Consider the following 21279-nt stretch of genomic DNA (forward strand, 5'->3'; position numbering starts at 1 on the left):
AACGCCAAAAAGGCCGCCTATTAAAGTCAGCCCTCTTGGTCATCCGATTGTTAAATTATGTGCCTATATTACACCCGGAATCGCCCGTAACCTTCCGTTCCGGCAATATTCGCTCATGGAATCATACCGTCAGGCTGTCCGGCCGTATAATTTCCTCGAGAAATTGAAACGTTCTGCGCAAATATTCCTCAGGATGGGTGCGGAAAATCATCTCGTGAGGGGCATCCGGCAGCAGCCAGAGCTTGGTCCTGGGCTCATCCTTCTGATTCTCATAAAACCGGGTGATCGTTTCATAAGGGGCCTTATCGTCCTGTTCGCTATGAACCAATAAGATCGGTATGGGATAGGACGTCTGATTCACCGTCCGATAGGGCACTTCCTTGAAGCTATGTCCATTAAACACGGGAAGAAACATGCTGACCAAGGCAATGGATGGGAAACGGGGAAGCAGGCTGGCCTGCTGCTTGATATTGAAAAACATCGTTTCCGGGTCCAGAATAAAGGTGCTGTCCAATATCATTCCATCAATCAAGTCGGTATTAAGAGCCGCTTGAAGGGCTGTACCGGCTCCCATGGAGAAGCCCCATATAAAAACGTGCTCGGCCCCCCTTTGTTTCACATAGTTAACCGCTCCGAGAAGCTCCTGAGTCTCAACGATCCCTCCGGTAAATGGCCGGTCCGGGTGGACAAACCCATAGTCAAACATCAGCACATTATATTGGTGCCGATTGATTTCGGCCGCCAATTCGTAGCTTGGAACCCAAGGCTCTTCCCGGTTCGTTCCGTACCCATGGGACAAAATGACGGTGGTCGCGGAGGAGCCCGGAATAAACCAGCCATCGACTATCCGCGATTCATTGGCACTGGGGAATTGAACTTCCTCATAAGGCAAGCCGACGGCCTGCAGGGGATTTGACTGTAGCGGAGGGATAACCGGTCTGGCCAGAACCCATGCAATATAAGCGTAGAAACCAAGTACTGCACTAACAATGACTATACCAATCAATGACAGGCTCAAATATAGCCACTTAAACCGATTAAAGCGATTAGACCGATTAGACGAAACCGTCGGACTGGTAGCGCTTTCAGGAAACAGGGGTGTTGATGAAATAACCGGTGTCGAGTTCATGTTGTCGCCTCCCGTAGTATGACATGATGAAAAATTATGCGAATAATGAATTTATTTCATTATACTATTTAATATTTTCGACAAATAGTACTTTTGGATTACATGATTATTAAGCTTATATTACAGGGACGTAACAAACACAAACGGACACTGATGGAATAAGACAGCCCGCATGGGCAGGGATTTAAGGGAATCTCGTCCATAAACCTATAGTTCATCTTGGTTTAATAGAGGTATGTGCCATGTAAATGAGATAAGATTATATGCGGAAACTGTACCATATATTACTAATTAACCCATTAAAATCTAATCTTTAGTCTAAGTATTTTGTCCTACTCCGGTTTTGTCCAGGGAACAGCCCGTATCTTCCGTATCCGGAGGATGACTTGACAAGAACATCACTTTGCGGCCCGCCTGACGGTACCGCTTGAAGGTACCGGTGACATCTTTTCCGGAAGGGACGTCTACCTTGAAAATTCGTCTGTTTTCATTTTCTGCCGGCGCCGTGCAAGCGGAATGGTGCGTCTAACTGGATTTCATACAGTTAGTTTGCTCTTCTGGAGGGAAAGACGGAAACTACCTTGAAAATCCACCCATTTTCACAATCTGATGGTGCCGCGCAAGCGGAATGGTGCTCTAACTGGATTTCATACAGTTAGTTGGCTCCTCTGGAGCGAAAAGGCGGAAACTAAGTGGAAAAACTGCAGTTAGTTTGTACAAAAAAGGCGATTTCAGCAAAAAACCTTGATTCTAAATGTAGTTTTTCCATTTACTTTAATCACTTTCCACCCTTCGCTTGAATTTACCTACATAAAATACAGTTAAATCATCTTTACCAATCAAAAAAACAGCCGCTGCCGGACGATCTCCGACAGCAGCCGCTGTATATACCCAAGCGATCTCGATCTGAAGCTATAAGCTGCCTATACACAGCCTAGCAGAAATATCAAGTAATCCCGGTCATTACTTGGCATCATCACACGCCTACAGCCAGGATTCAATATCCTCCTCATCGATTTCGTCATCGATCGGCACTTCCGCGTTTTCTCCGCTCGCAGCCGGATCGACATCAACCTGAGGCGGAACCGCCGATGCATCGGCCGGTTCGGAAGCGATCTCCTCCGGAGTCCGCTTGCCCCCTAACGATTCCCCTGAGGGCGATTCTCCGGAAGGCGCCCCGTCGTGCTCCGCTTCGACCGGCATCGCCTCCTCTACCGCCTGCCCGACAGGCGGATACACCGTCTCCGCCGCCGCGGCTGTCTCCATGCTGGCACCGGGATGGAGAGCCCCCATGGAAACGGCCATCGCAGAGGGCGCCGGAATAACGCCTAACGCCCTCTCGGCGGGAATATAATTTTGCAGATTGCGGACCCCGTTCTCTCTGATCTCGTTCTCTATCAAATAACGGATTGAATCCATCAGATTCGTCTGGCTGTTTATCCAGTCGATAATCGCGGGCGCCTCGTTCTTCTTCGTCTTCAAGCTGATATTGTCGCCGGGCTTCTTCAGCTTCTTCATAGATGATCACCCCTTTGGAGCGCCATACATCATGCAGTGCAGAGCCTCCGCATGGGATTAGACGGCTTTTTTCGCTTTACTCTTTAAGGCATCGTAGATTTTGCCGCGGACGAATGCATCCAGTCCCTGGGCATTCATGGTCACGGCATACTGTGCGGGAATATACAGAAGCTGAATTTCCCGCTCGTCACACAGCTCCTTCAGCATGGGATAGAGAATGGAGCGCATAAGAATGCTGCCTCCGCCATAGACACAGATGATATCTATTTCGTTCCTCGCCTTCGTAAGCTGCTTGCGGATATTCTGGATAATGTGGCGGGATTGCCCTTCCAGCGGTCTCTTCAGCGTCTTCATCGCGCGGGCATGATACTTGTGTCTCGGATTTTTGATCACATCGCTGAAGAATTGGCGGGGACTGTCCGGAAGATGGATTAGCCGGTTGAACTCGTCCAACGCCTCTTCGATGGCATAACCCGCTCCATGGTTGCTTCCATGAATAAATTGACGCAGAAATTTATTGCCTTCTGTTATCGGGTACTCGGTCGATCCGTCTCCGATATCGATATGGAGAATTCTCTTATCCTTGAAATAAGAGCCGTTGAACTTCTTGTCCAATCCGTAGGTTTCAACAAATTCTTTGAAAATGTCGCCTTCACGCCAGTTGCCTTCCGTATCCTTCTGAAGCGCGAACGTTACCGGAGTCGCTTCCGGAATAGCTTTCGCATAGACGAAGACAAGCTTGACCGCCACCCGCTGCTTGCCCAGATGAACCGTGACATGATGCGGACCGTTCGTAAACCTTTTCTCAAACTTGGAGGAGCTTTCGTCCGTATGCTGCGTAATCGGCAGCGCCGTCGCCATGTCTACCTGCACTTCCAGATTTTCGACGATCTTCTTCTCTTCCTCGTAAGCCCTCTGTACGGCTACGGCAGCAATCTGTCCCAGAGTATTCACCAGCGGAAGATCGACATCGCTCTTGCGGTCGAGTCCTACCTGCATATTCTCGATCAATTCGCCGCTCTCCAGAGCGAATTTGCCTATGTAATACATTCCCGGACGGGCGGATGGGGAATCGATCGTTACGATCAGTTGATCCTGAAGATTCTTGATAAAGCTTTCCGGAGCCTGCTCCTCACTCCACGGCAGCCGATCTACGGTGCAGTTTACGTTGGGCTGCTGAATCAGTTTCCCGTCGACGATAATATCATGCTCGCTGTTCCCGTTGTCATTTCCTACGAAAAAATGAAATTGCATGTTTGCTGCTCCTCCTCTTCTCTTCTTACCGATCCGCCTTTCGGGCGAATCGCAGTTTTATGAATGTATAGAGTGCTTCCACCAACACTGTCCCTCGGGGACCCGTTAACTGTTCATTTCGACATTACGACCATTAACATAATCATCTGAACTCTGGTGACTGGACAAAGCGGCGTACCATAAATATTCGATTTCCGTATCGAATTTCCTGCCGTCATCCTCATTTCAGTCAATTTGTACTATTTGGTAATACCGAAAGAGGCGTTTTTCAGTCACCATTATACAGCAGCGGTCAGAATGTTGCATCTTTCGCGTCCGTTCGCCTTGCGGCGCCCCTCGAACTTGCGAATTCTGTCTCCCAAACTGGACATTTTCGGGGCGGGAGCCTACAATTCTTGTAGTATACGATAACGAAGGGGGAGCTGCACGATGACCACCATACCGTCAAGACGAACGGAGATTCTCCGTCTTGCCGCGGAAACCGCCTTAACACTGCCCGTTCTGCCATCCGGATTCTGGTTTCATAAAGATATTCGCGACAACCTGTTCTACGCTCTGCATCTGCATCTGGCTGCCTGCAGGGAGGACATCCCTCTTGCCGCAGACCGCCAAACGGCCAAAGATACAGCGGAAAATATGCTGCTTCGGGTATTAAGGCTGCAGCAGCGCGATCCGGAAGCCGAGCGGTACGGACATTGGCCGCTGAATTTAGGGAATGATCCCCAGTCAGCCCCGGCGCATCCCTTGCCGGCGGAGCTTGTCGGAAACATATTAAGCCTGTATTATGTGAAGTTTCAGGCCTATCTAAGCGATGCCTTGAAGGATGAGTTGAAGACCAGCCTGACCCATCTTCACCGCAGCAAAATATACGACGTTCCTCAGCAGGCCTTCCATCACCATGAAGCCAAGCTGTTTAACATGAAAGTTACGCTGGGAGCCGGCCTCGGAGATTCCGAATTAGCAGAAGACGGACATCGGAATCTGCTGGCTATTCTCCATAGGCTGACCAGCCGGGGATTTCAGGAGTACGGCTGTCTGCCCTGGTTCTGGCATTGGGTCCAGGCTTTCACATGCACATGGGAAATCACCGAGGATTCGCAAATCCGGCAAACTGCCGCCCGCGTCCTGGAATGGCTGTGGACCTACCGGGCCAAATGCTACCTGCAAGGGGCATGGATCGGTCCCCGCTCCCGTTCCTTGGCTAACGATGCTCCGGCGGACCGAAATTATATTGCCGATTACATACAATTCGGCGATTTCTCCCTCCCATCCGCCATCTATCGTCTCGAAGGCTTCGCCTTGTTCGATTATGAGGTGCCCGCGGAGATTGCAGCGGCGGCCCGCAGCGGGGAGACGTCGGAATGGAACTTCACCGTTCCTCCGCATCCCCATACGGCCAACGATCAGCCTCTGCATCAGTCCATCTATCGGACAGAGCAGTTCGCTGTCGGCGGCGTCTACGAAAGAGTCGAGGAATTCGACAACGAACAGATCCGCTGGGCCGTTTCTTTGCCGATCCGCAAGGATGCCTCCGCCAATCAGCTCTACTTCTTCCATCCCGGCAAGCATTATAAGCCGGGCGATCTGCGGCATGCGAGCGATTTCGGCGAAATCCTGCTTCACCGCCAGACTGCAGCCGCACTATACCCGGTTCCGGCCGGAGAAGACGGAACGATCGTCGGCGCCCTGCCTTTAGGCGAGTGGACCACCCGCGGCAACGATTGGTTCGGATCGGTGGACGATGTTTACTTCGCCGTTTTCCTGGCCCGTCCCGCTACTGCCACGATCGGCTCGGACAAGCTCGCCCTGACGTGCTCCGGGTCCGACAACGGCGTTGTTGTGGAAGTCGCAAGCCGGGAAGAAGCCGCGGCCCAGGAGATCACTACCCTGGAGCAATGGGCGGAACGGCTCGCCGCCCGGCGCCCGCAGTTTGCCGGCCGCGGGGAGCAGGGCTGCTCGGTCTCTTACCGCACCTTCCAGGGAACAGAGCTTCTGCTGAATGTTCCGGCCGGTGGCGGTACCCCGGAGCGCAAAATCAACAGCAGCGATTTGTCCTTCGATCGGTTCGAGCCGATCGCACGAATGGCAGTCACTTGCTCTTCCTAGGAAATAACCCATTAAAGCTGGAGAAGGTCAGCATTTATGCTCCCCTCTCCAGCTTTTCGTTTAACGAGCATTGTAGATAAATACAAGTGCGGCAATCTTCCCTTTACTGTTCGTACAGATCGCTTAAATTGAACAGTCAGCACAGCGCAACGGGTTTCACCGAACCTTCAAAAAATATTGACATGTATGGTACATGTCCTATAATAAAGGTGAAAGTTCTTCATAATTTTTACAAACGAAGGGGGCACCCACCCCCTTTTTCTCCCCTACATAGTGAAGCGCTTTCAAATACAGAGAGAAAAGGAGGCGTTCTTTGTCCTAATCGGGCTGCAGACCCTTTTGGCAATACACATAAAAGGAGGTATGAACATGAAACTGTTTTTTCTTCGAAAGCCGGTAATCCTTATCTTGGCCGCCCTGATCATCGGGACTATACCAACACACGGATTCGCAGCGGAAGACAATCCTCCCGCCGGGGATACTTTGACCTATTCCTTCAAGCAGCTCGGGCTTCCCGGACAAACGACGCAGCCGGGATGGAATGTGGTCGGAGATGCCAACGCCGCCCCCAAGCTGGTCCCCCAAATCTATGGAGTACAGATGCAATCTTCACTGAATTATCCGACCCGTTCCTTCGAATTCGAAGTTCCGGAGGACGGAAACTACTGGATCCGCTTTAGCGGTTATTGGAGCCCCAATGGGGGAACCGCCGACCTTGCGGTGGACGGAGATTCAATCGGCCGATACAGCTTCTACAGTGTAACCGGCGGCTATGGACCGCTCGTCTCCATGGACACCATACCCCTCACTTCCGGCAAGCATGTGTTTACCCTGAAGGTAACGGACAAGGGCAATGGCCTGGGGAACGGAAACGGCTATTACCTATACCCCTGCGAGTTGATTCTGCTGAATACCGACCGGGTGACGAGCAGCAAGACCCGCAGCACCGTCTATACGCCCGAGAAAATGGCTGCCGCCCGTCAGAACGTTGAACGATTCGCTTGGGCGAAAAGTGCAAGAGACGCGGCCGTCAGCCGTGCCGAAGAATACTTGAAGCTCGGTTACGAGCGATTATGGGAGCTGGTCCCTCCCCAATCACTGCCCAGAAGCTACAATACGAATCAATTCGAGGGCAACTTGAGTCCGGTAACGGGAGGGGCTCTGAAAGAGCTGGGCAACTATCCCTGGGTCGGCGACCCGGTGAATGAACCGTGGAAAATTACCGATCCGACAAGCGGTTACAAGTTCCCCACGAACGATTTCGGGGCCTACTACAGAAGCGGGCTGGACGAGCATGGCATCTTTGATCCGAAGAAAGCCGACCGCAGTCTCCTGGTTAACACGCTATATCCCGAGAAAGGCCCGGATTGGGGAGTAGACGACGGATTCGGGTGGGTAGATCCGGAAACCGGAAAGCGCTATACGTTCATTGCTTATTATACCCATTGGTTTTTATGGATGGGCGGCAACGGCACGGCAGTTATTCCAAATGCCTTGAATTCATTCCGGGACGCTTATATTTATACCGGAGATATGAAGTATGCCCGGGCCGGCATCATTCTGCTGGACCGGATTGCGGACATCTATCCGAGTATGGATCTGTCCGCTCACGACAGTAACATCTATTTGAACTCGCATGGCGGGGTTGTGGCCGGCAAAGCTACCGGCTCCATCTGGGAAACCGCGGTGATCAAAGATTATGTTAACGCTTATGATGCTTTCTTCAGCGCGATCGATGATCCCGAGACGATCTCTTTCTTGAGAGCCAAAGGGGAACAATACCGGCTTCCGCTCAAGACGAGCGCCGTCGGCATAAGGAGAAATATCGAGGACGGCATTCTAAGACAGGTTTACCCGGCTGTCCAGAGATCGCAAATTCGCGGCAACAACGGTTACCATCAGAGCGCACTGGCGCTGGCGGCAGTCGTTCATGACACACTTCCGGAAACGAAAGAATGGCTGGATTTCACCTTCCAGGCCGGAGGCTTGGTCAATAGAATTCCGTACACAGTAACCGGCGGCAACATTCTGGTGAGCATGGTTAACGATGTCGACCGCGACGGCCACGGCAACGAAGCCGCACCCGGCTATAATGCATCATGGATCAATCCTTACATGCTCGTCGCGGATATTTTGCGCGGATATGACAAATATCCGGCTGCGGATTTATATCAGAACGTCAAATTTCAGAAAATGTTCTCTTCCATGATCCCTCTCACCATGATCGAAAGATACACGCCACAAATCGGGGATTCGGGAACGACGGGCAATCCGGGCTTGAATCTGAGCCGGATTCTGGCGCTTAAAGCCTTCGAAGTATACGGCGATCCCATCTTCGCACAAGTGGTCTATTTTCTTAATAATAATCGGACGGAAGGAATCCATGGCGATATTTTCTCGGCCGACCCCGAGAAGATTGCCGCAGATATTGAAGCGGTCATCGCCCAGCACGGACCTCTGAATTTGGACAGCGTCAACTTGACCGGGTACGGATTTACGGCTCTCCGGGACGGCATCAAGGCCAAATTCGACTTCGGCGTGCCGTATTCGTTCCCGCTCATGCCGGTTTCGGAAACCAACAAAGATTACAAGCTGTTTGAAGCTACCAACGTGCTGCAGTTTGAAGCTACCGCTCCGGGGGACTATATCACCTTTGACTTTGAAGTAACCGAAGACGATGAATATGAACTTAGCCTTAAGCCGCTTCATGGAGCCACCTATGGAAAATATGCCGTTAAAATCGATGGAAGCCGGGTTGCAGAATTCGACTTCTTCGGTTCCGGAAGCGAGCATGAAGCGATAGCCAAAATTCCTCTGACGGCCGGAACGCACACGATCACTTTTGAATGCATCGGCAAGAACGAAGCGGCTACGGGGTACAAGGCCGGGCTGATCGAAATGTCATTGCTGAACGCCGAAGAACAAGCCCGCCGGGACGATACCTACAAGGATACTTCCCGGGACATATGGATGTACTACGGCCGGAATGGCGGACACGGCCATAGGGATACGCTCAACCTGGGACTTCATGCGTTCGGACTGGACCTGCTGCCGGAACTGGGTTACCCGGAGCAAGCGAACGCTACCGACAAGCACCGTCATGAATGGATGAATAATACGATCAGCCACAACACGGTCATGGTCGACAGATCCAAGCAGAACGTCCAATGGGTATCTCAACCCAAGCATTATGACGATGCGGATAGGGTCCAGTTAATAGATGTGGAAGCTCCCAAAGTTTATCCGCAAACCGAGCTGTACAGACGGACAACCGCGATGATTCGCGTGGATGATGAGAACTCTTATGCGATCGATTTCTTCCGCGTCAAGGGCGGCAGCGAGCATCACTTCAGCTTCCACGCGGCAGAAGGTCCGGTATCGACCGAGGGGTTGAACTTGACCGCTCAACCGTCCGGCACTTATGCGGGACCCGATGTACCGTTCGGCGAAAGACCCGCCGACGACAGCGTTCCCGGGACACAGTATATGGGACCTGGCTTTCACTGGCTTAAAAATGTGGAGCGGGACAACAACCCTTCCGCTCAATTCAGTCTCGATTGGGATGTCACAGATACATGGAAGGTACTCCAAACGGAGGAAGACATCCATCTCCGCCTGACGATGCTCGGCGAGATCGACGATGTCGCACTTGCGGACGGCGTGCCGCCCCGGAATAAACCGGGCAACCCCAAATCGCTGAAATATATGATCGCCCACCGGAGCGGCGAACAGTTGAGCAGCCTATTCACATCGGTTATCGAGCCTTATAAGGACAACCGGTTTATCCGATCCATATCCCCGGTTTCCGTCCATGCCGACGGCGTCCCCGCAGATGATCCGAACGGTATCGAAGTTAAAGCCGTTAAAGTGGAACTGGCGAACGGCCGTACCGATTACATCGTCAGCGCTCTGGATTCGGGCACAAGGTACACAATAGACGGCAAGCTGGAGTTCCAGGGCTTCTTCGGAGTATACTCCGAACAGGACGGCCGGCATATATACTCTTATGTGAACGACGGAACCGCCTTCCATCCCATCGGTAAGACCGATTTGACCACGGATGTCGGCGCTGTCTCCGGAACGGTCACCGACTTTACCAAAGAGATGTCGCTGCAGAACAGCATCACCGTACAGCTTGATAGAGCGGATGCCCGGGCGGAGGAATGGGTGGGACGGACTATTTTCATCGAAAATGACGGAACCCGCAATGCCGCTTATACCATTAAAGGAGTGATCCCGCTCGGCGGCCCGTCTTACCGGTTGGACATCGGAGATGCGACGACTATCCGCTCCTTCGTCGACAATAGCGATTTCAGCAAAGGGTACGTATATGATCTTGAAGCCGGAGCCTCCTTCCGGATTCCGCTGTCGGCTTCCTGGGAGCTTCCGTCGGCTACGGTCGATTCCATGATACGGCTGACGGATGAGTATATTGCCGAGGAAGCGGTAAGAGGGCCGCTTGCGAATCAACTGCGGAACAGCCTTCGGCAAGCGCAGCATCATCAGCTTAAGGGAGATACCGTGCAAGCGGCCAAGCATATGGAAAATTTCTTGAAACATATAAACAACGAGCCTATGCAGGAACACATAACTCCCCAAGCTAAGAGTGCGCTGGTACGAGACGCCCAAGAGGTAATCGCCTCGCTCCTGCCGTCTTGAACCACTACTCGACACAAAGAACCCGAGACTGTTCTCGGGTTCTTTACTAATTATGTGTGAATTAAGGATTGCACAGGAATTCTCTAGGCCTCTCCCTGTCGAATAGCTTCCTTGGCTTCAGAGCAGCGGAGACAGAAGACGTGCCGCCGATTCCATAAATCGGACGAGCCATTTTTTCGAGAACTTTTCTTTAACGATTCGGGTTGAATCTTGAAGATCGGCTTGAAAATCAGAGACGAGCGTACGCGTGCTTTCCGTTTGATAAATAAACGCATTGACTTCAAAGTTCAGATGGAAGCTCCGCATATCCATGTTGGCCGTGCCGATCGAAGCCATTTCCCCGTCGATGATCAAGATTTTGGAATGCATGAACCCTTTCTCGTACTCGTAAATTTGCACTCCGGCCTCCAACAGCTCCGGGAAGTAGGAATGTGAAGCAAGATAAGGAATCCACTTGTCCGGCTTCTTCGGGAACAGAATCTTGACGTCGATCTTGGACAAGGCCGCCACCTGCAAAGCCGTATAGATGTCGTCATCCGGTATAAAATAAGGGGTGGCAATCCAAATCGACCGCTTCGCAGATGTAATCATCGCGAAGAACAGGCTCTTCATCGTCTTCCACTCACTATCCGGCCCGCTGGCAATCATCTGAACTGCGCCGTCCCCCGGCCTCTCCGTCAGCGTAGGCGATAGATACTCGGGGTTCATATGCGCTTCTCCCGTCATGTAGAGCCAATCCTGGAGAAAGATGATCTGCAGCGTGCGCACCGCTTCCCCCCGGACGAGCATATGAGTATCCCGCCAAAATCCGTACGTCGCGCTGCGGCTTAAATATTCATCCCCGACGTTTAAACCGCCGGTAAACCCGACCTCTCCATCGATGACTACGATTTTACGATGATTTCGGAAGTTCACCTTGTTCGACAGCAGCGGGAAGTAAACCGGAGAGAAGGCGACAACCTGTACCCCGGCCCGTCTCATTTCGTCCAGAAAAGACTCCGGCAGCTTCAAGCTTCCCACTGCGTCATACAGAAAGCGCACCTCCACCCCGGCCTTCGCTTTCTCGATCAGAATCTGCTGGATTTGCGTTCCGATTTCATCGTCCCTATAAATATAGTATTCCATATGTATATGATGGACAGCCTTGTTCAGCTCTCTTAAAATGGCGGAAAAGGTCGCTTCTCCGTTAGTCAGAATCTCCGTCCGGGTAGAGAAAGAGATAGGGCTCTTCGCCATCGTCTGGGACAAGCGAAACAGCCTCTGCAGACTCTCCGGAAATTCGGACAGCTTATGATGATTGGCCAGTGCGCGGTTTTCTATGAACGCATAGGCTTGTGCGTCTCGCAGCGCCTTTTGGTTATAGTTCTTACGTTTCCTATAGTTCTGACCGAACAATAAATAGAAAAGAAACCCTACAATAGGGACCAGCGCCAGCACCAGTATCCATGCTACCGTACTGGACGGGTGTCTGTTCTCCATAAAAATAACGAGTCCGACGAATAGAACCGCGAGTGACATCGTCACGCTGAAAAAAGTGGCGAAAAATTGACTGAACCGCAGCAGGGCGCTGCCAAAATATAAATTCAAATAATAAAGCAGAACCAAAACAATAATCATCAGAATAATGATTTGAATAGAACGCTTCATTCGCTTCCCCCGTCTTCCGGTGCACCAGTAATATATGCTTCTTAATTATAACCCAACTTGTCGAGAAATAACGTAATTTGGCAAAAATACCGGGGCTTTCGGACAAGTCGGGAAGGCTGCGGTCTTATATGCCTTAACCGAAACAAAGCCTGTCTCCTTTCCATTTAAGAGGAGGAGCCTCCTTTCAATGCTTGGAGCACGATTCTCTCCAGCCAGCGCCACGGCAGCAGCATTCGCCCGGCACGAAGCAGCAGCGAGCCTCTGCCTATCGGGTAGCGAAGCCTCGGGCGGCGCTTGCGGGCTGCCTTGACGACCGCTCTGGCGACCTGCTCGGGACCCGGTGCCGTCTCGGCTGTCCGGCGGGAGAAGCGCAGCACGGCTTCCATCCATGGCCTGTATGGCGATTCGGGCCGAATGTTGATGGCCTCGAATCCTTTGTTCCAAATGGCCGTCCGGTAAGCACCCGGCTCGATCAGCACGACATGGACGCCATACGGGAGCATCTCCAGCCTTAACGCTTCGCTGAGCCCTTCCAAGGCGAACTTGGATGCGGCATACGGTGCGTATCCCGGCAATCCGAACCGTCCGCTTATGCTGCTCATGTTTATGATCTTTCCCCGGCCCCGTTCGCGCATTGAGGGAAGGACCGCTTTCGTTAACGAGAGGGCTCCGAAGAAATTCGTTTCGAACTGGCTGCGCCATTCCTCCAGCGGAACCTCCTCGGCGTATCCCCCACATGCGTATCCGGCATTATTGACCAGCAAATCTATACGCCCGTACTGGCGAACCGTCTCTCCAACGACCGCTTCGGCCTGGATGGCATCCGTTACGTCCAGAGTGCGGATATGAATGGCTGAGGATACCTCTTCCCCCTCTTCCTCCGCCTTCCGCAGCAGCTCGCTTCCCCTGGACGGGTCTCTCATCGTGGCGATCACCGTGTACCCTTCCTTAGCCAGCAGGATACAGGTATGCAATCCGAAGCCGCTGGAGCTTCCCGTCACTATCGCCACCGGACGCTCGTCCGCACCCTTCCTGTTCATCCCGACACCGCCTTTCTCCCATGCTTTCCTAAAATCCGGTCGTTAGCCGCCCCTACAATTTCCGCTTCTGCATCATGGGGATGCCTACTCGCCGGGTAATCTCCGCCAGCACCGTCCACCGCCGTCTGCGGTAAGCCGGCAAATGCTTGTCATATACGGCCGTGTACTCTATCTGCGGAAGCGCGCCCCGGCATCGCTTGAAGCCCGCCGCTCCCGAGCTCTCGTTGAGCAGCAGCCCCTGCCGCTCGGCCTCGCGGACTAGCACAACGGACAGCATCCGGTAGAGACCGGTATCTGCCGGCAGGCTTGTATCATAACCGAAAATGGGTGTGGTCATGATTCCATTCCGGCGATAATAGCCGAGCACGGCATCGATCCGGCCTTCGTTGCGCAGAACCATCAACCGCAGAGTGCCCTCGCGAAGCGCCGTTTCAAAAAAACGTTCGCTGAATTGGGGATTGCACAGCGAATATTTTTGCAAATACAAGGCATTGTACAATTCCAGCATGCGCGGCACATCATCCGATGTGAGCCCTTCCGGGCCGACCACTTCATATCCGCTCTGCGCAAGCAGCTTTCCGTCCCTCTTCATCAGCCAGCGGGCTTTGGAAGGAAGCGTCTCCGGCTGCACGGTATTGAGCAGGTAGACTTGGCGGCTGCCGACCATCTTGTAGCCCTCGCGAAGCAGCGCCTCATACCAATCCGGGTCGGTGGCCGGATTGACCGACCGGAAGACCAAGGCGTGCTCGGGGAAGGCTTCGCGCAAACAGGCGGTCAGTTCGCTTACTGCGCCCTCCTGCCATTTCGGATACAAATTGGTGGACAGCAGCCAATTGTTGATATGGACCGCCTGGTTGATCCGGCCCTGCCGCAGCCAGTATCCCATAGAGCGGATAACGCCCCGGAGCACCGTCTCCAATCCCGGATTCCGGAGCAATGCCAGCTCCTGCAAAGTATACGTTACATAATGGGTGTAGGGAGAGCAGACGTAGGAATTGTCGTACTCCGCCTCGTTAACCGTTACCGGCAGCAGCATTTTGTTCACCTTGGCCAGGAGACATCGGGTACTCACATTACCAATAAAATTCCCGCTCCCGAAGCGAAGCATCGGCAGCCAATAGCTGCGGGTGTATCGCGCATCCTCCGTATCCGGCCATTCCATCCGGTCTGCGTCGGCCATGTCATACAGCTTGACAGACATCAGAGAGCGAACCTCCTCTCCACCCGCCTCAGCTTTCGTTCGCGAGGTCCCTGAACGTACTCGCTGTAACGAATATTGGGAGCATGGCAATGCAGCCTGCTGCAGAGCTCCGTCAGCGCCCGGGTTACCTGCTCCCGGCAGACGGCTTCCAGCTCCGGCCGCACCTTCAGCGAACATTCTACGAGCCGTTCGGAATGCTGGATGATGAGGTATTCCTCGATCTCGGGCGAAGCGGACAGGACCGCCCTGCGGATGAAGTCCGGAAATACCGGCTTCCTGCGGCCGTCGGCAACCGAGTGCAGATAGAACAGATCATCGCTCCGGCCCTCTATCTGCTCCAGGGCAAGCAGCTTGGAGCCGCACGGGCAGGGCTCCTTCCTTTCGGTCAGAATATCGTTGAGCCGGTAGCGGATAATCGGCTGCGTTCTTCTGCGGAAATCGGTCAGAATCGGCACGAATTTCCGCTCCGCCCCTTCCAGGTATTCCTTCTCGACAACCAGCAGATCCTCGTTCAGATGAAGAGTTCCGTGAGAGCAGGTAAAGCCGAGGAATCCTTCCGTACACTGGTAAATCTGATGCACCTGACGGCCAAAGCACTCTCCGATATACCGCTCGTCTAACGGGTCCAGCACTTCCGCTACGGAGACGATCTTGTCCGGGCGAATATGCAGAGCCCCCGTCTTCACCGCTTCGGCCAGCAGCCTCAGAACCGAGGCGGGAGCGACAAGCAGGGTCGGACGGTAAGTGTTCAATTGGGACACGTGCTTCTCAATCGGCTCCAACAGATCGAAGTATTGAAACTCAATCCTTCCCTTGCGGACCGAGGCGTACAAGTTGCTGTTCGCCCGAAGGAAGAACGCCACCCGATGCTTCTGCAGCAGGCCTCCGGGCAGCACCTTGGCCATAATGGTTCCGGCCCAGGCCATCTGCTCCTGCCGGCTGACCAGAAACACTCCCCGATGCCCTGACGTTCCCGAGGACAGACCGACCGTGATTCCGCGAACCGTCGGGGAGAAATCGCGGCATTTTTCCGCCTCCCAGGCAGCCTCCAGCGCTTCCTCCAGGCCGATTCCTTCCGTGTTCAAACGGTCAAAATGCGCCATCATTTCCCGCTTATCTATAACCGGGAACTCCCGCCACTGCTCCAGAGGCAGTCCCCCCGCCGCTTCCCGGTAGTACGGCGACCTCGCCAGCACGTACCGGAGATGCCTCCTCACCTGCCATTCCTGCCACAGGAGCAGCTCTCTGCGGCTGCCCCAGCTCCGTCCGTATTTGGTCGATATATAGTTTCCGAGAAGCGTTAACGGCTCCTTGATCCGACTAAAGTTGTTCATCCGTTCGCTTCCTCCACCATTTCACAAATTCATGCAAACCTTCCTCCAAGGAAACACTTGGACGATAGCCCAGCTTCTGCTGCGCAGCCCCTATATCCAGCGTCTGACTTGTTCCTAGCACTCCCGCCGAATACCGGGTAATCAGAGGCTCCCTGCCTCCGGCAAAAACCTTCGCAGACCATTCCAATATACCGGCCAACCGGTAGATCGTACGGAAGGATATAGGCTTCGCCCGCAGCGGCTCATCCAGAAGCGAGAAAACCTTGTTCAGCAAATCCAGCAGCCGGACCGGCTCTCCATTGGTAATATTAAATTTCCGGCCGAGGGCCGAAGGGCCGGCTTCCGCGCAGAGCAGCAGAGCATCCACCACATTCTCGACATAAGTGACATCCATCAGTGCCTGGCCGCCATTAATAAGCGGAACTTTGCCGCGTTCATTGGCTCTGAGAAGACGGGGGAGAATGGCCCGGTCCCCCGGTCCAAACACCGCGCGGGGACGGATCGTGACAACCTCCAGCCCGGCTTCGTAAGCCCGGTCCGCTTCCTGCTCCGCCAGCATCTTGGTGGCCGCGTACGCGTTGACCGGCTTGGCCGGCAGAGCATCGTCCTCTTTAATTCCGAGCCGGTCCGTGTAATCGAAATAGATGCTTGGCGTAGATACATGTACCAGTCTCTTTACCTTATGCTCCAAGGAGCCTTGGGCTATATTTCGCGTTCCAATCACATTGCTGTTGTAAAAATGCTCGTACTTCCCCCAGGGAGAGGACAGAGCTCCGCAGTGAAATACGATATCCTGCCCGTCGCAAGCCTTCCTGATCGCTGCCTCATCCGCCAAATCTGCGGGGACAAAAAGAATTCCGTCAGCAGCAAGGCTCCTGCCCTCCTGTAAGTTACGTCCTACGGCCGTTACCTGCCAGCCCATGGCTTCCAGCCGTCTCGCCAGCTTGCCTCCGATGAAACCGGTCGCTCCGGTAACTAATGCTCTCATCGTTCCCCATTCCACTCCATATCTATGGTAGTCGCTTCCGCAATCGATATTCCGTGCTTCCTGCTTTTCCGCCAGAAATGCAGCAGCATTGGCCATTGGGCGGCCAAAGGCGCCGGATCGTCCCAGCGAAAGACCGCATCCCGTCCCCGAAATACTGCTCTCATCCAGTCCCGGGCACGGGGCAGGCTGCTCATCCCCTTCCATGCATACAGCAGCATCGCTCCTTTCAGCACCGTTGGCCGATTTCCCGACGGGGTGAGAATGGAGTCGGACGCAGTATCGAGGAAGGCCCGATCCAATCTGTCCTCCGCCCGGAACAGATGAATGCCGCTGGTTGCCCGCGGGTTACATTCCAGCGGGTAGAGGGTCCCCTCCTCCGTCTCGATAAAATCGAAGGCGATCTGCCCCGTGAACCGGATCGCCGAAACCATACGGGCCACCCATTCCTGCAATCCGGAATGCTCCTCCCGCTCGAAGCAGACGCAGGCCCCTTGCCCCGCTGTAAATTTTGACGCATAGACCGCATGGGCGGTCAGCCTTCCATCATGGGCAATCCCGTAGGTGCAGTAAGGCTTACCCTCTATGAACTGCTGACCTACCCATGGATATCTGCCAGAGGCCGGAATATCCCCGGCGGCTTCGCCCCCTCTGACGATACGGACCTTGGAGGCAAACCGCGAATAGACGGGCTTCAATACATAACGCCGCAGTGGATCGCCTTCTTCCAGGAAGGCCTGAACCTCCCCCTCCGAGGTCAGAAGACGTGTTTCGGGTACCCGAAAGCCGAGCCGCTTCGCCGTGTCTATAAATTCCCATTTATTATGAAGAAGGCTCAGCTTGGAAGCTTCGTCGACCAGAACCTGACATAGAGGAAGCAGCCTCTCGCGGAACCGCGAGACCGCGAACACCTCCTCGCAGGTCGGAATGAGCATATGCACCCGTTCGCGTTGAATAACATCTGCCAAAGCTTCTATATATTGCTGCGGGCCATCATTGACTTCCGGAAGCACATAGTTTCCGGCCACCCGCCTCGACGCCCCGCACAGCGTTCGGGCGATGCTGTCCGCCGTGATGACCCTATGACCGGCAGCCGACCATAATCTGGCCAGCTCCAATGCGGCCGGAGCGCGGCCACCGGTAATCAGAACCGTCAGCGGGCCTTCCCCCTCTTCTTGTGCCGGTCTAGTAGACAAGAACCATTCCTCCCAAAGACAGCCCGGCGGACGTCCCCAGCAGCAGCACGCGATCCCCGCGCTTCATTCTTCCTTGCACGGCGGCTTCATGCAGCCCCATTGGAATCGAGGCCGCAATTGTGTTGCCGTGGTTCGGCGTTATATAAACGAGCTGCTCCTGTGAAATCCCCAATCGGCTCGTTATAAGCCTCATCGCCATGGCACTCCCCTGATGCGGAATGACATGCTGAATGTCGGCCATGCTCAGGCCTGCCGGGCGGAGCAGCTTGTCAACGAAAGACGGCAGCAGCTTCGCGGCCATCTTGAAGATGGCTTTGCCATCCATATGAAAGAGGAAATCTTCCTCCCTGCCCGGCCCATGCTCCCGCGGATGAATCCGGGTGCCGCCTCCGCGGATTTCCGAATACCGGGCTCCCTTGCTGTATGTCTCCATCCTTGAACATATAATTCTCGATTCCTCTTCTTCCGCCGACCGTCCAATGACAACGGCGGCGGCTCCATCCCCGAACAAAGCTCCGCTCTCCTTATGGTTCCAGTTCAAGCCTACAGAAGCTATCTCGGTAGACACCAGCAGCACCCTCTCATATCTTCCCGCTTCCACCAGATACGAAAGAAGATCGAACCCGGTCAGGAAGCTCAAACAGGTAGAATTGACATCGAAGCTGGGAATCCCGCTGTACTCCCCGCCCATAGCCTTCTGAATCAAAGAGCCAGTGGACGGAATAGGCTGCTCCGCAGTTCCGCTGGTACAGACCAGACAATCTATATCGGATAGCTTTAGGCCGGCATCCTTCAGAGCTTCCTCAGCGGCTGCGGCCCCCATCGCAGAGGCGGTCTCCCCGTCTGCAAAATGACGGACACGCACATCCGTCTTACGCAGCGTCCATCCATCCGGAGTCCCCAATCGCCGGTCCATTTCGTCGGAATAAATCCGCCTTGCGGGCAAATATTTCCCCGTGCCCAAAATTTTTACATTTCTGATTTGCATAGTTAAGACTCCCTCATCCCATTAGCGCCTGAATATCCATTCAGGAGAACTTTTTAGCTGTCTAAAAATATGAAATTTTTGTTAACGACATTTTTCCCTAATTCGACATTTCTTGTAACCAATATAAGTTCGATTATACCGATGTCACAAGTATTATATCATTTTATGTAAAGATGCCGGAAAAACTAAGCCTTTTGAACCAAAAAAGTAATACCTAATAATACTAAGGATTACTTAGAAACACCAAGAAAATAGCCGTTTTTCTTTAGTGATAAGTTTTATTTATGGACCAAAAAAAAGCATTTAATTTCCTTTTATCGGACATTTCCTCTATAATAAACAATTATCAAGTTTGCTGGTCGTCATTTTGTTCAAATTTCATTCTAAGAAAGGTTGTTGATACCCATGCATGCACAAGTTGTCGGACAGATAGAGAGCCTTAATCCTTTTGAAATTGTACAGAGACAAATCGACTCTGCGGCAGCCGTCCTGGATCTGCCCAGCCACGTAGTCGAAATTCTCAAGAAGCCCAAACGCGTATTGGCGGTCTCCTTCTCGGTAAGAATGGACGACGGATCGGTAAGAGTGTTCGAAGGGTACCGCTCTCAGCATAATGACGCGATCGGACCGACCAAAGGCGGCATTCGCTTCCACCCGGACGTGACGATGGACGAAGTGAAGGCCCTCTCCATGTGGATGTCTTTCAAATGTGGAGTGGTCGGGCTTCCATACGGCGGCGGCAAAGGCGGAGTTATCTGCGATCCCCATGAATTAAGCAAAGGCGAGCTGGAGAGAGTTAGCCGAGGCTTTATGGAAGCTATTGCGGATATTGTTGGACCGGAGAAAGATATTCCTGCACCGGACGTGTATACTACCCCACAAATTATGGGCTGGATGATGGATACTTACAGCCGGATCAAGGGCTACAACTCTCCCGGAGTGATTACCGGCAAGCCTCTCATCATTGGAGGGTCCAAAGGACGGAATGAAGCTACCGCCAGAGGCTGTGTCTACACAATTATCGAAGCTCTTAAAGAGCTGGGCCGGACTCCGGAACAGACAACGGTCGCCATTCAAGGCTTCGGAAACGCCGGACGGATTGCCGCCGACCTGCTGACCGAGATGGGCTGCAAAATTGTTGCCGTAAGTGACTCCAAGGGCGGAATTTACAATCCTGAAGGACTGGATCTGAAAGAGGCTGAACGGCTGAAGGATACGGCTTCTCTTCTCGACTATGGTGCCGAGTACCATATCTCTAATGAAGATTTGCTTGCTCTGGATGTAGATATTCTTATTCCTGCGGCTTTGGAAAATGTAATTACAACGGCCAATGCCGACCGAATCCGTGCGAAAATTATCGCAGAAGCCGCTAACGGTCCGACGACCCCGGGCGCGGACAGAATTCTGAACGAAAAAGGAATCATCGTCATTCCGGACATTCTGGCCAACGCCGGAGGAGTTACAGTTTCCTACTTCGAATGGGTTCAGAACCTGATGAATCATTACTGGACGGAAGAAGAAGTCAACAGCAAGCTTCAGGAGAAAATGGTTCACTCCTATCACGCAGTGCGTAATTTGGCCAAGGAGTATAATACCGACTTACGTACGGGAGCCTTCATGATTTCCTTGCTCCGCATCAAAGAAGCTATGGAAGCCAGAGGCTGGGTATAATCCCGAAATATTCGCCAACTATATATAAACGGGGCTGTCCCAAAAGCGTTCGCATAAAACGGGAACATCCAAAAATGAAGCAAAAAGGACCTCAAATCCCACTCTGAGTGGGGACGGGGTCCTTTTTTTGCAGCCAAACTCTAGGTGGGGCTTGAAAAATTATAGATCGACTTATGGTGACAACCCCGTTTCCTGTTTATCGGATGTGGATGATGGTACTCCATCTTTGCGGTTAGGGGTTCTAACTGTATTTTGTACAGTTAGATTCAAAGCGGCGGTGCAAAGCGATTGAACTAGCTGGAAAAACTACATTTAAAATCAAGTTTTTTGCAGATATCGCCCATTTTGCCCAAACTACCTGTAGGATTTCCAATTAGTTGCCATTTGCAGCGGAAAAGGAAGCAAATTAGCTGTATAAAATCCATTTAGACCCCCATGCCGCTGACCGCGGCACCATCAGATTGTGAAAATGGGTGGATTTTCAAGGTAGACCCCCATGCTGCTGACCGCGGCACCATCAGATGATGAAAATAGGGTTGTACGCTATAATT

At 53.0% G+C, this 21279-nt stretch carries 13 protein-coding genes; 3 read left to right on the forward strand and 10 right to left on the reverse strand.

The features are described 5' to 3' along the window. Positions 1 to 121: 121 nt before the first annotated feature. From ACTHRH_RS20620 to ACTHRH_RS20630, 3 genes are all read right to left on the reverse strand, one after another. Positions 122 to 1129 carry an alpha/beta hydrolase gene (locus ACTHRH_RS20620; RefSeq protein ID WP_144934947.1) on the reverse strand — a complete coding sequence of 336 codons (1008 nt, stop codon included), beginning with the start codon at positions 1127 to 1129 and terminating at the stop codon, positions 122 to 124. 984 nt (positions 1130 to 2113) lie between these two features. Next, complete coding sequence (locus ACTHRH_RS20625) at positions 2114 to 2647, reverse strand: hypothetical protein (protein ID WP_260982037.1); 534 nt, start codon at positions 2645 to 2647, stop codon at positions 2114 to 2116. Between the two features lie 57 nt (positions 2648 to 2704). Beyond that, positions 2705 to 3901: a ParM/StbA family protein gene (locus ACTHRH_RS20630; RefSeq protein WP_144934944.1), complete on the reverse strand. Its 1197-nt coding sequence runs from the start codon at positions 3899 to 3901 to the stop codon at positions 2705 to 2707. Between the two features lie 429 nt (positions 3902 to 4330). On the opposite strand from ACTHRH_RS20630, the gene ACTHRH_RS20635 reads away from it, so the two are divergent. After that, positions 4331 to 6007, forward strand: coding sequence for a hypothetical protein (locus tag ACTHRH_RS20635; protein ID WP_440417452.1), 1677 nt, complete (start codon positions 4331 to 4333; stop codon positions 6005 to 6007). 369 nt (positions 6008 to 6376) lie between these two features. Further along, complete coding sequence (locus tag ACTHRH_RS20640) at positions 6377 to 10666, forward strand: FIMAH domain-containing protein (RefSeq protein WP_379291137.1); 4290 nt, start codon at positions 6377 to 6379, stop codon at positions 10664 to 10666. Between the two features lie 117 nt (positions 10667 to 10783). Here ACTHRH_RS20640 and cls read toward each other — a convergent pair whose 3' ends face one another. The 7 genes from cls to ACTHRH_RS20675 all read right to left on the reverse strand — a co-directional run bounded on the left by cls (position 10784) and on the right by ACTHRH_RS20675 (position 19057). After that, positions 10784 to 12313: a cardiolipin synthase gene (gene cls / locus ACTHRH_RS20645; protein ID WP_144934935.1), complete on the reverse strand. Its 1530-nt coding sequence runs from the start codon at positions 12311 to 12313 to the stop codon at positions 10784 to 10786. A gap of 164 nt (positions 12314 to 12477) precedes the next feature. Next, the gene (locus ACTHRH_RS20650; protein ID WP_379291139.1) at positions 12478 to 13353 is read right to left on the reverse strand and encodes an SDR family oxidoreductase; all 876 of its coding nucleotides are present in this window, start codon (positions 13351 to 13353) and stop codon (positions 12478 to 12480) included. Positions 13354 to 13405: 52 nt separating this feature from the next. Beyond that, on the reverse strand, positions 13406 to 14554 hold the full coding sequence (locus tag ACTHRH_RS20655) for a GNAT family N-acetyltransferase (RefSeq protein ID WP_379291141.1): 1149 nt from the start codon (positions 14552 to 14554) through the stop codon (positions 13406 to 13408). Further along, entirely contained in the window at positions 14554 to 15888 is a 1335-nt protein-coding gene (locus ACTHRH_RS20660) for a F390 synthetase-related protein (RefSeq protein WP_440417455.1), read from the reverse strand. The genes ACTHRH_RS20655 and ACTHRH_RS20660 overlap by 1 nt, the downstream gene beginning before the upstream one ends. Beyond that, a complete protein-coding gene (locus ACTHRH_RS20665; RefSeq protein WP_440417457.1) occupies positions 15875 to 16876 on the reverse strand; it encodes an NAD-dependent epimerase/dehydratase family protein in 1002 nt (333 codons plus the stop codon). Before ACTHRH_RS20665 ends, ACTHRH_RS20660 begins: the two co-directional genes overlap by 14 nt. After that, positions 16873 to 18069 (reverse strand): ATP-grasp domain-containing protein, encoded by a 1197-nt coding sequence (locus tag ACTHRH_RS20670; RefSeq protein WP_440417459.1) that lies wholly within the window; start codon positions 18067 to 18069, stop codon positions 16873 to 16875. Before ACTHRH_RS20670 ends, ACTHRH_RS20665 begins: the two co-directional genes overlap by 4 nt. Beyond that, positions 18059 to 19057 (reverse strand): beta-ketoacyl-ACP synthase III, encoded by a 999-nt coding sequence (locus ACTHRH_RS20675; RefSeq protein WP_379291149.1) that lies wholly within the window; start codon positions 19055 to 19057, stop codon positions 18059 to 18061. Before ACTHRH_RS20675 ends, ACTHRH_RS20670 begins: the two co-directional genes overlap by 11 nt. A 405-nt stretch (positions 19058 to 19462) precedes the next feature. Between ACTHRH_RS20675 and ACTHRH_RS20680 the strand changes: the two genes are divergently transcribed. After that, a complete protein-coding gene (locus tag ACTHRH_RS20680) occupies positions 19463 to 20728 on the forward strand; it encodes a Glu/Leu/Phe/Val family dehydrogenase (RefSeq protein WP_150960392.1) in 1266 nt (421 codons plus the stop codon). Positions 20729 to 21279: the final 551 nt, after the last annotated feature.

This window comes from Paenibacillus sp. SAFN-117, from assembly GCF_051966115.1.
GTDB lineage: Bacteria > Bacillota > Bacilli > Paenibacillales > NBRC-103111 > Paenibacillus_L > Paenibacillus_L residui.

Excerpts from the sequence above, each read along its gene's own strand:
- ACTHRH_RS20620 (WP_144934947.1), bottom strand. The coding sequence starts at position 1,129 with ATGAACTCGACACCGGTTATTTCATCAACACCCCTGTTTCCTGAAAGC.
- ACTHRH_RS20625 (WP_260982037.1), bottom strand. The coding sequence starts at position 2,647 with ATGAAGAAGCTGAAGAAGCCCGGCGACAATATCAGCTTGAAGACGAAG.
- ACTHRH_RS20630 (WP_144934944.1), bottom strand. The coding sequence starts at position 3,901 with ATGCAATTTCATTTTTTCGTAGGAAATGACAACGGGAACAGCGAGCAT.
- ACTHRH_RS20635 (WP_440417452.1), top strand. The coding sequence starts at position 4,331 with ATGACCACCATACCGTCAAGACGAACGGAGATTCTCCGTCTTGCCGCG.
- ACTHRH_RS20640 (WP_379291137.1), top strand. The coding sequence starts at position 6,377 with ATGAAACTGTTTTTTCTTCGAAAGCCGGTAATCCTTATCTTGGCCGCC.
- cls (WP_144934935.1), bottom strand. The coding sequence starts at position 12,313 with ATGAAGCGTTCTATTCAAATCATTATTCTGATGATTATTGTTTTGGTT.
- ACTHRH_RS20650 (WP_379291139.1), bottom strand. The coding sequence starts at position 13,353 with ATGAACAGGAAGGGTGCGGACGAGCGTCCGGTGGCGATAGTGACGGGA.
- ACTHRH_RS20655 (WP_379291141.1), bottom strand. The coding sequence starts at position 14,554 with ATGTCTGTCAAGCTGTATGACATGGCCGACGCAGACCGGATGGAATGG.
- ACTHRH_RS20660 (WP_440417455.1), bottom strand. The coding sequence starts at position 15,888 with ATGAACAACTTTAGTCGGATCAAGGAGCCGTTAACGCTTCTCGGAAAC.
- ACTHRH_RS20665 (WP_440417457.1), bottom strand. The coding sequence starts at position 16,876 with ATGAGAGCATTAGTTACCGGAGCGACCGGTTTCATCGGAGGCAAGCTG.
- ACTHRH_RS20675 (WP_379291149.1), bottom strand. The coding sequence starts at position 19,057 with ATGCAAATCAGAAATGTAAAAATTTTGGGCACGGGGAAATATTTGCCC.
- ACTHRH_RS20680 (WP_150960392.1), top strand. The coding sequence starts at position 19,463 with ATGCATGCACAAGTTGTCGGACAGATAGAGAGCCTTAATCCTTTTGAA.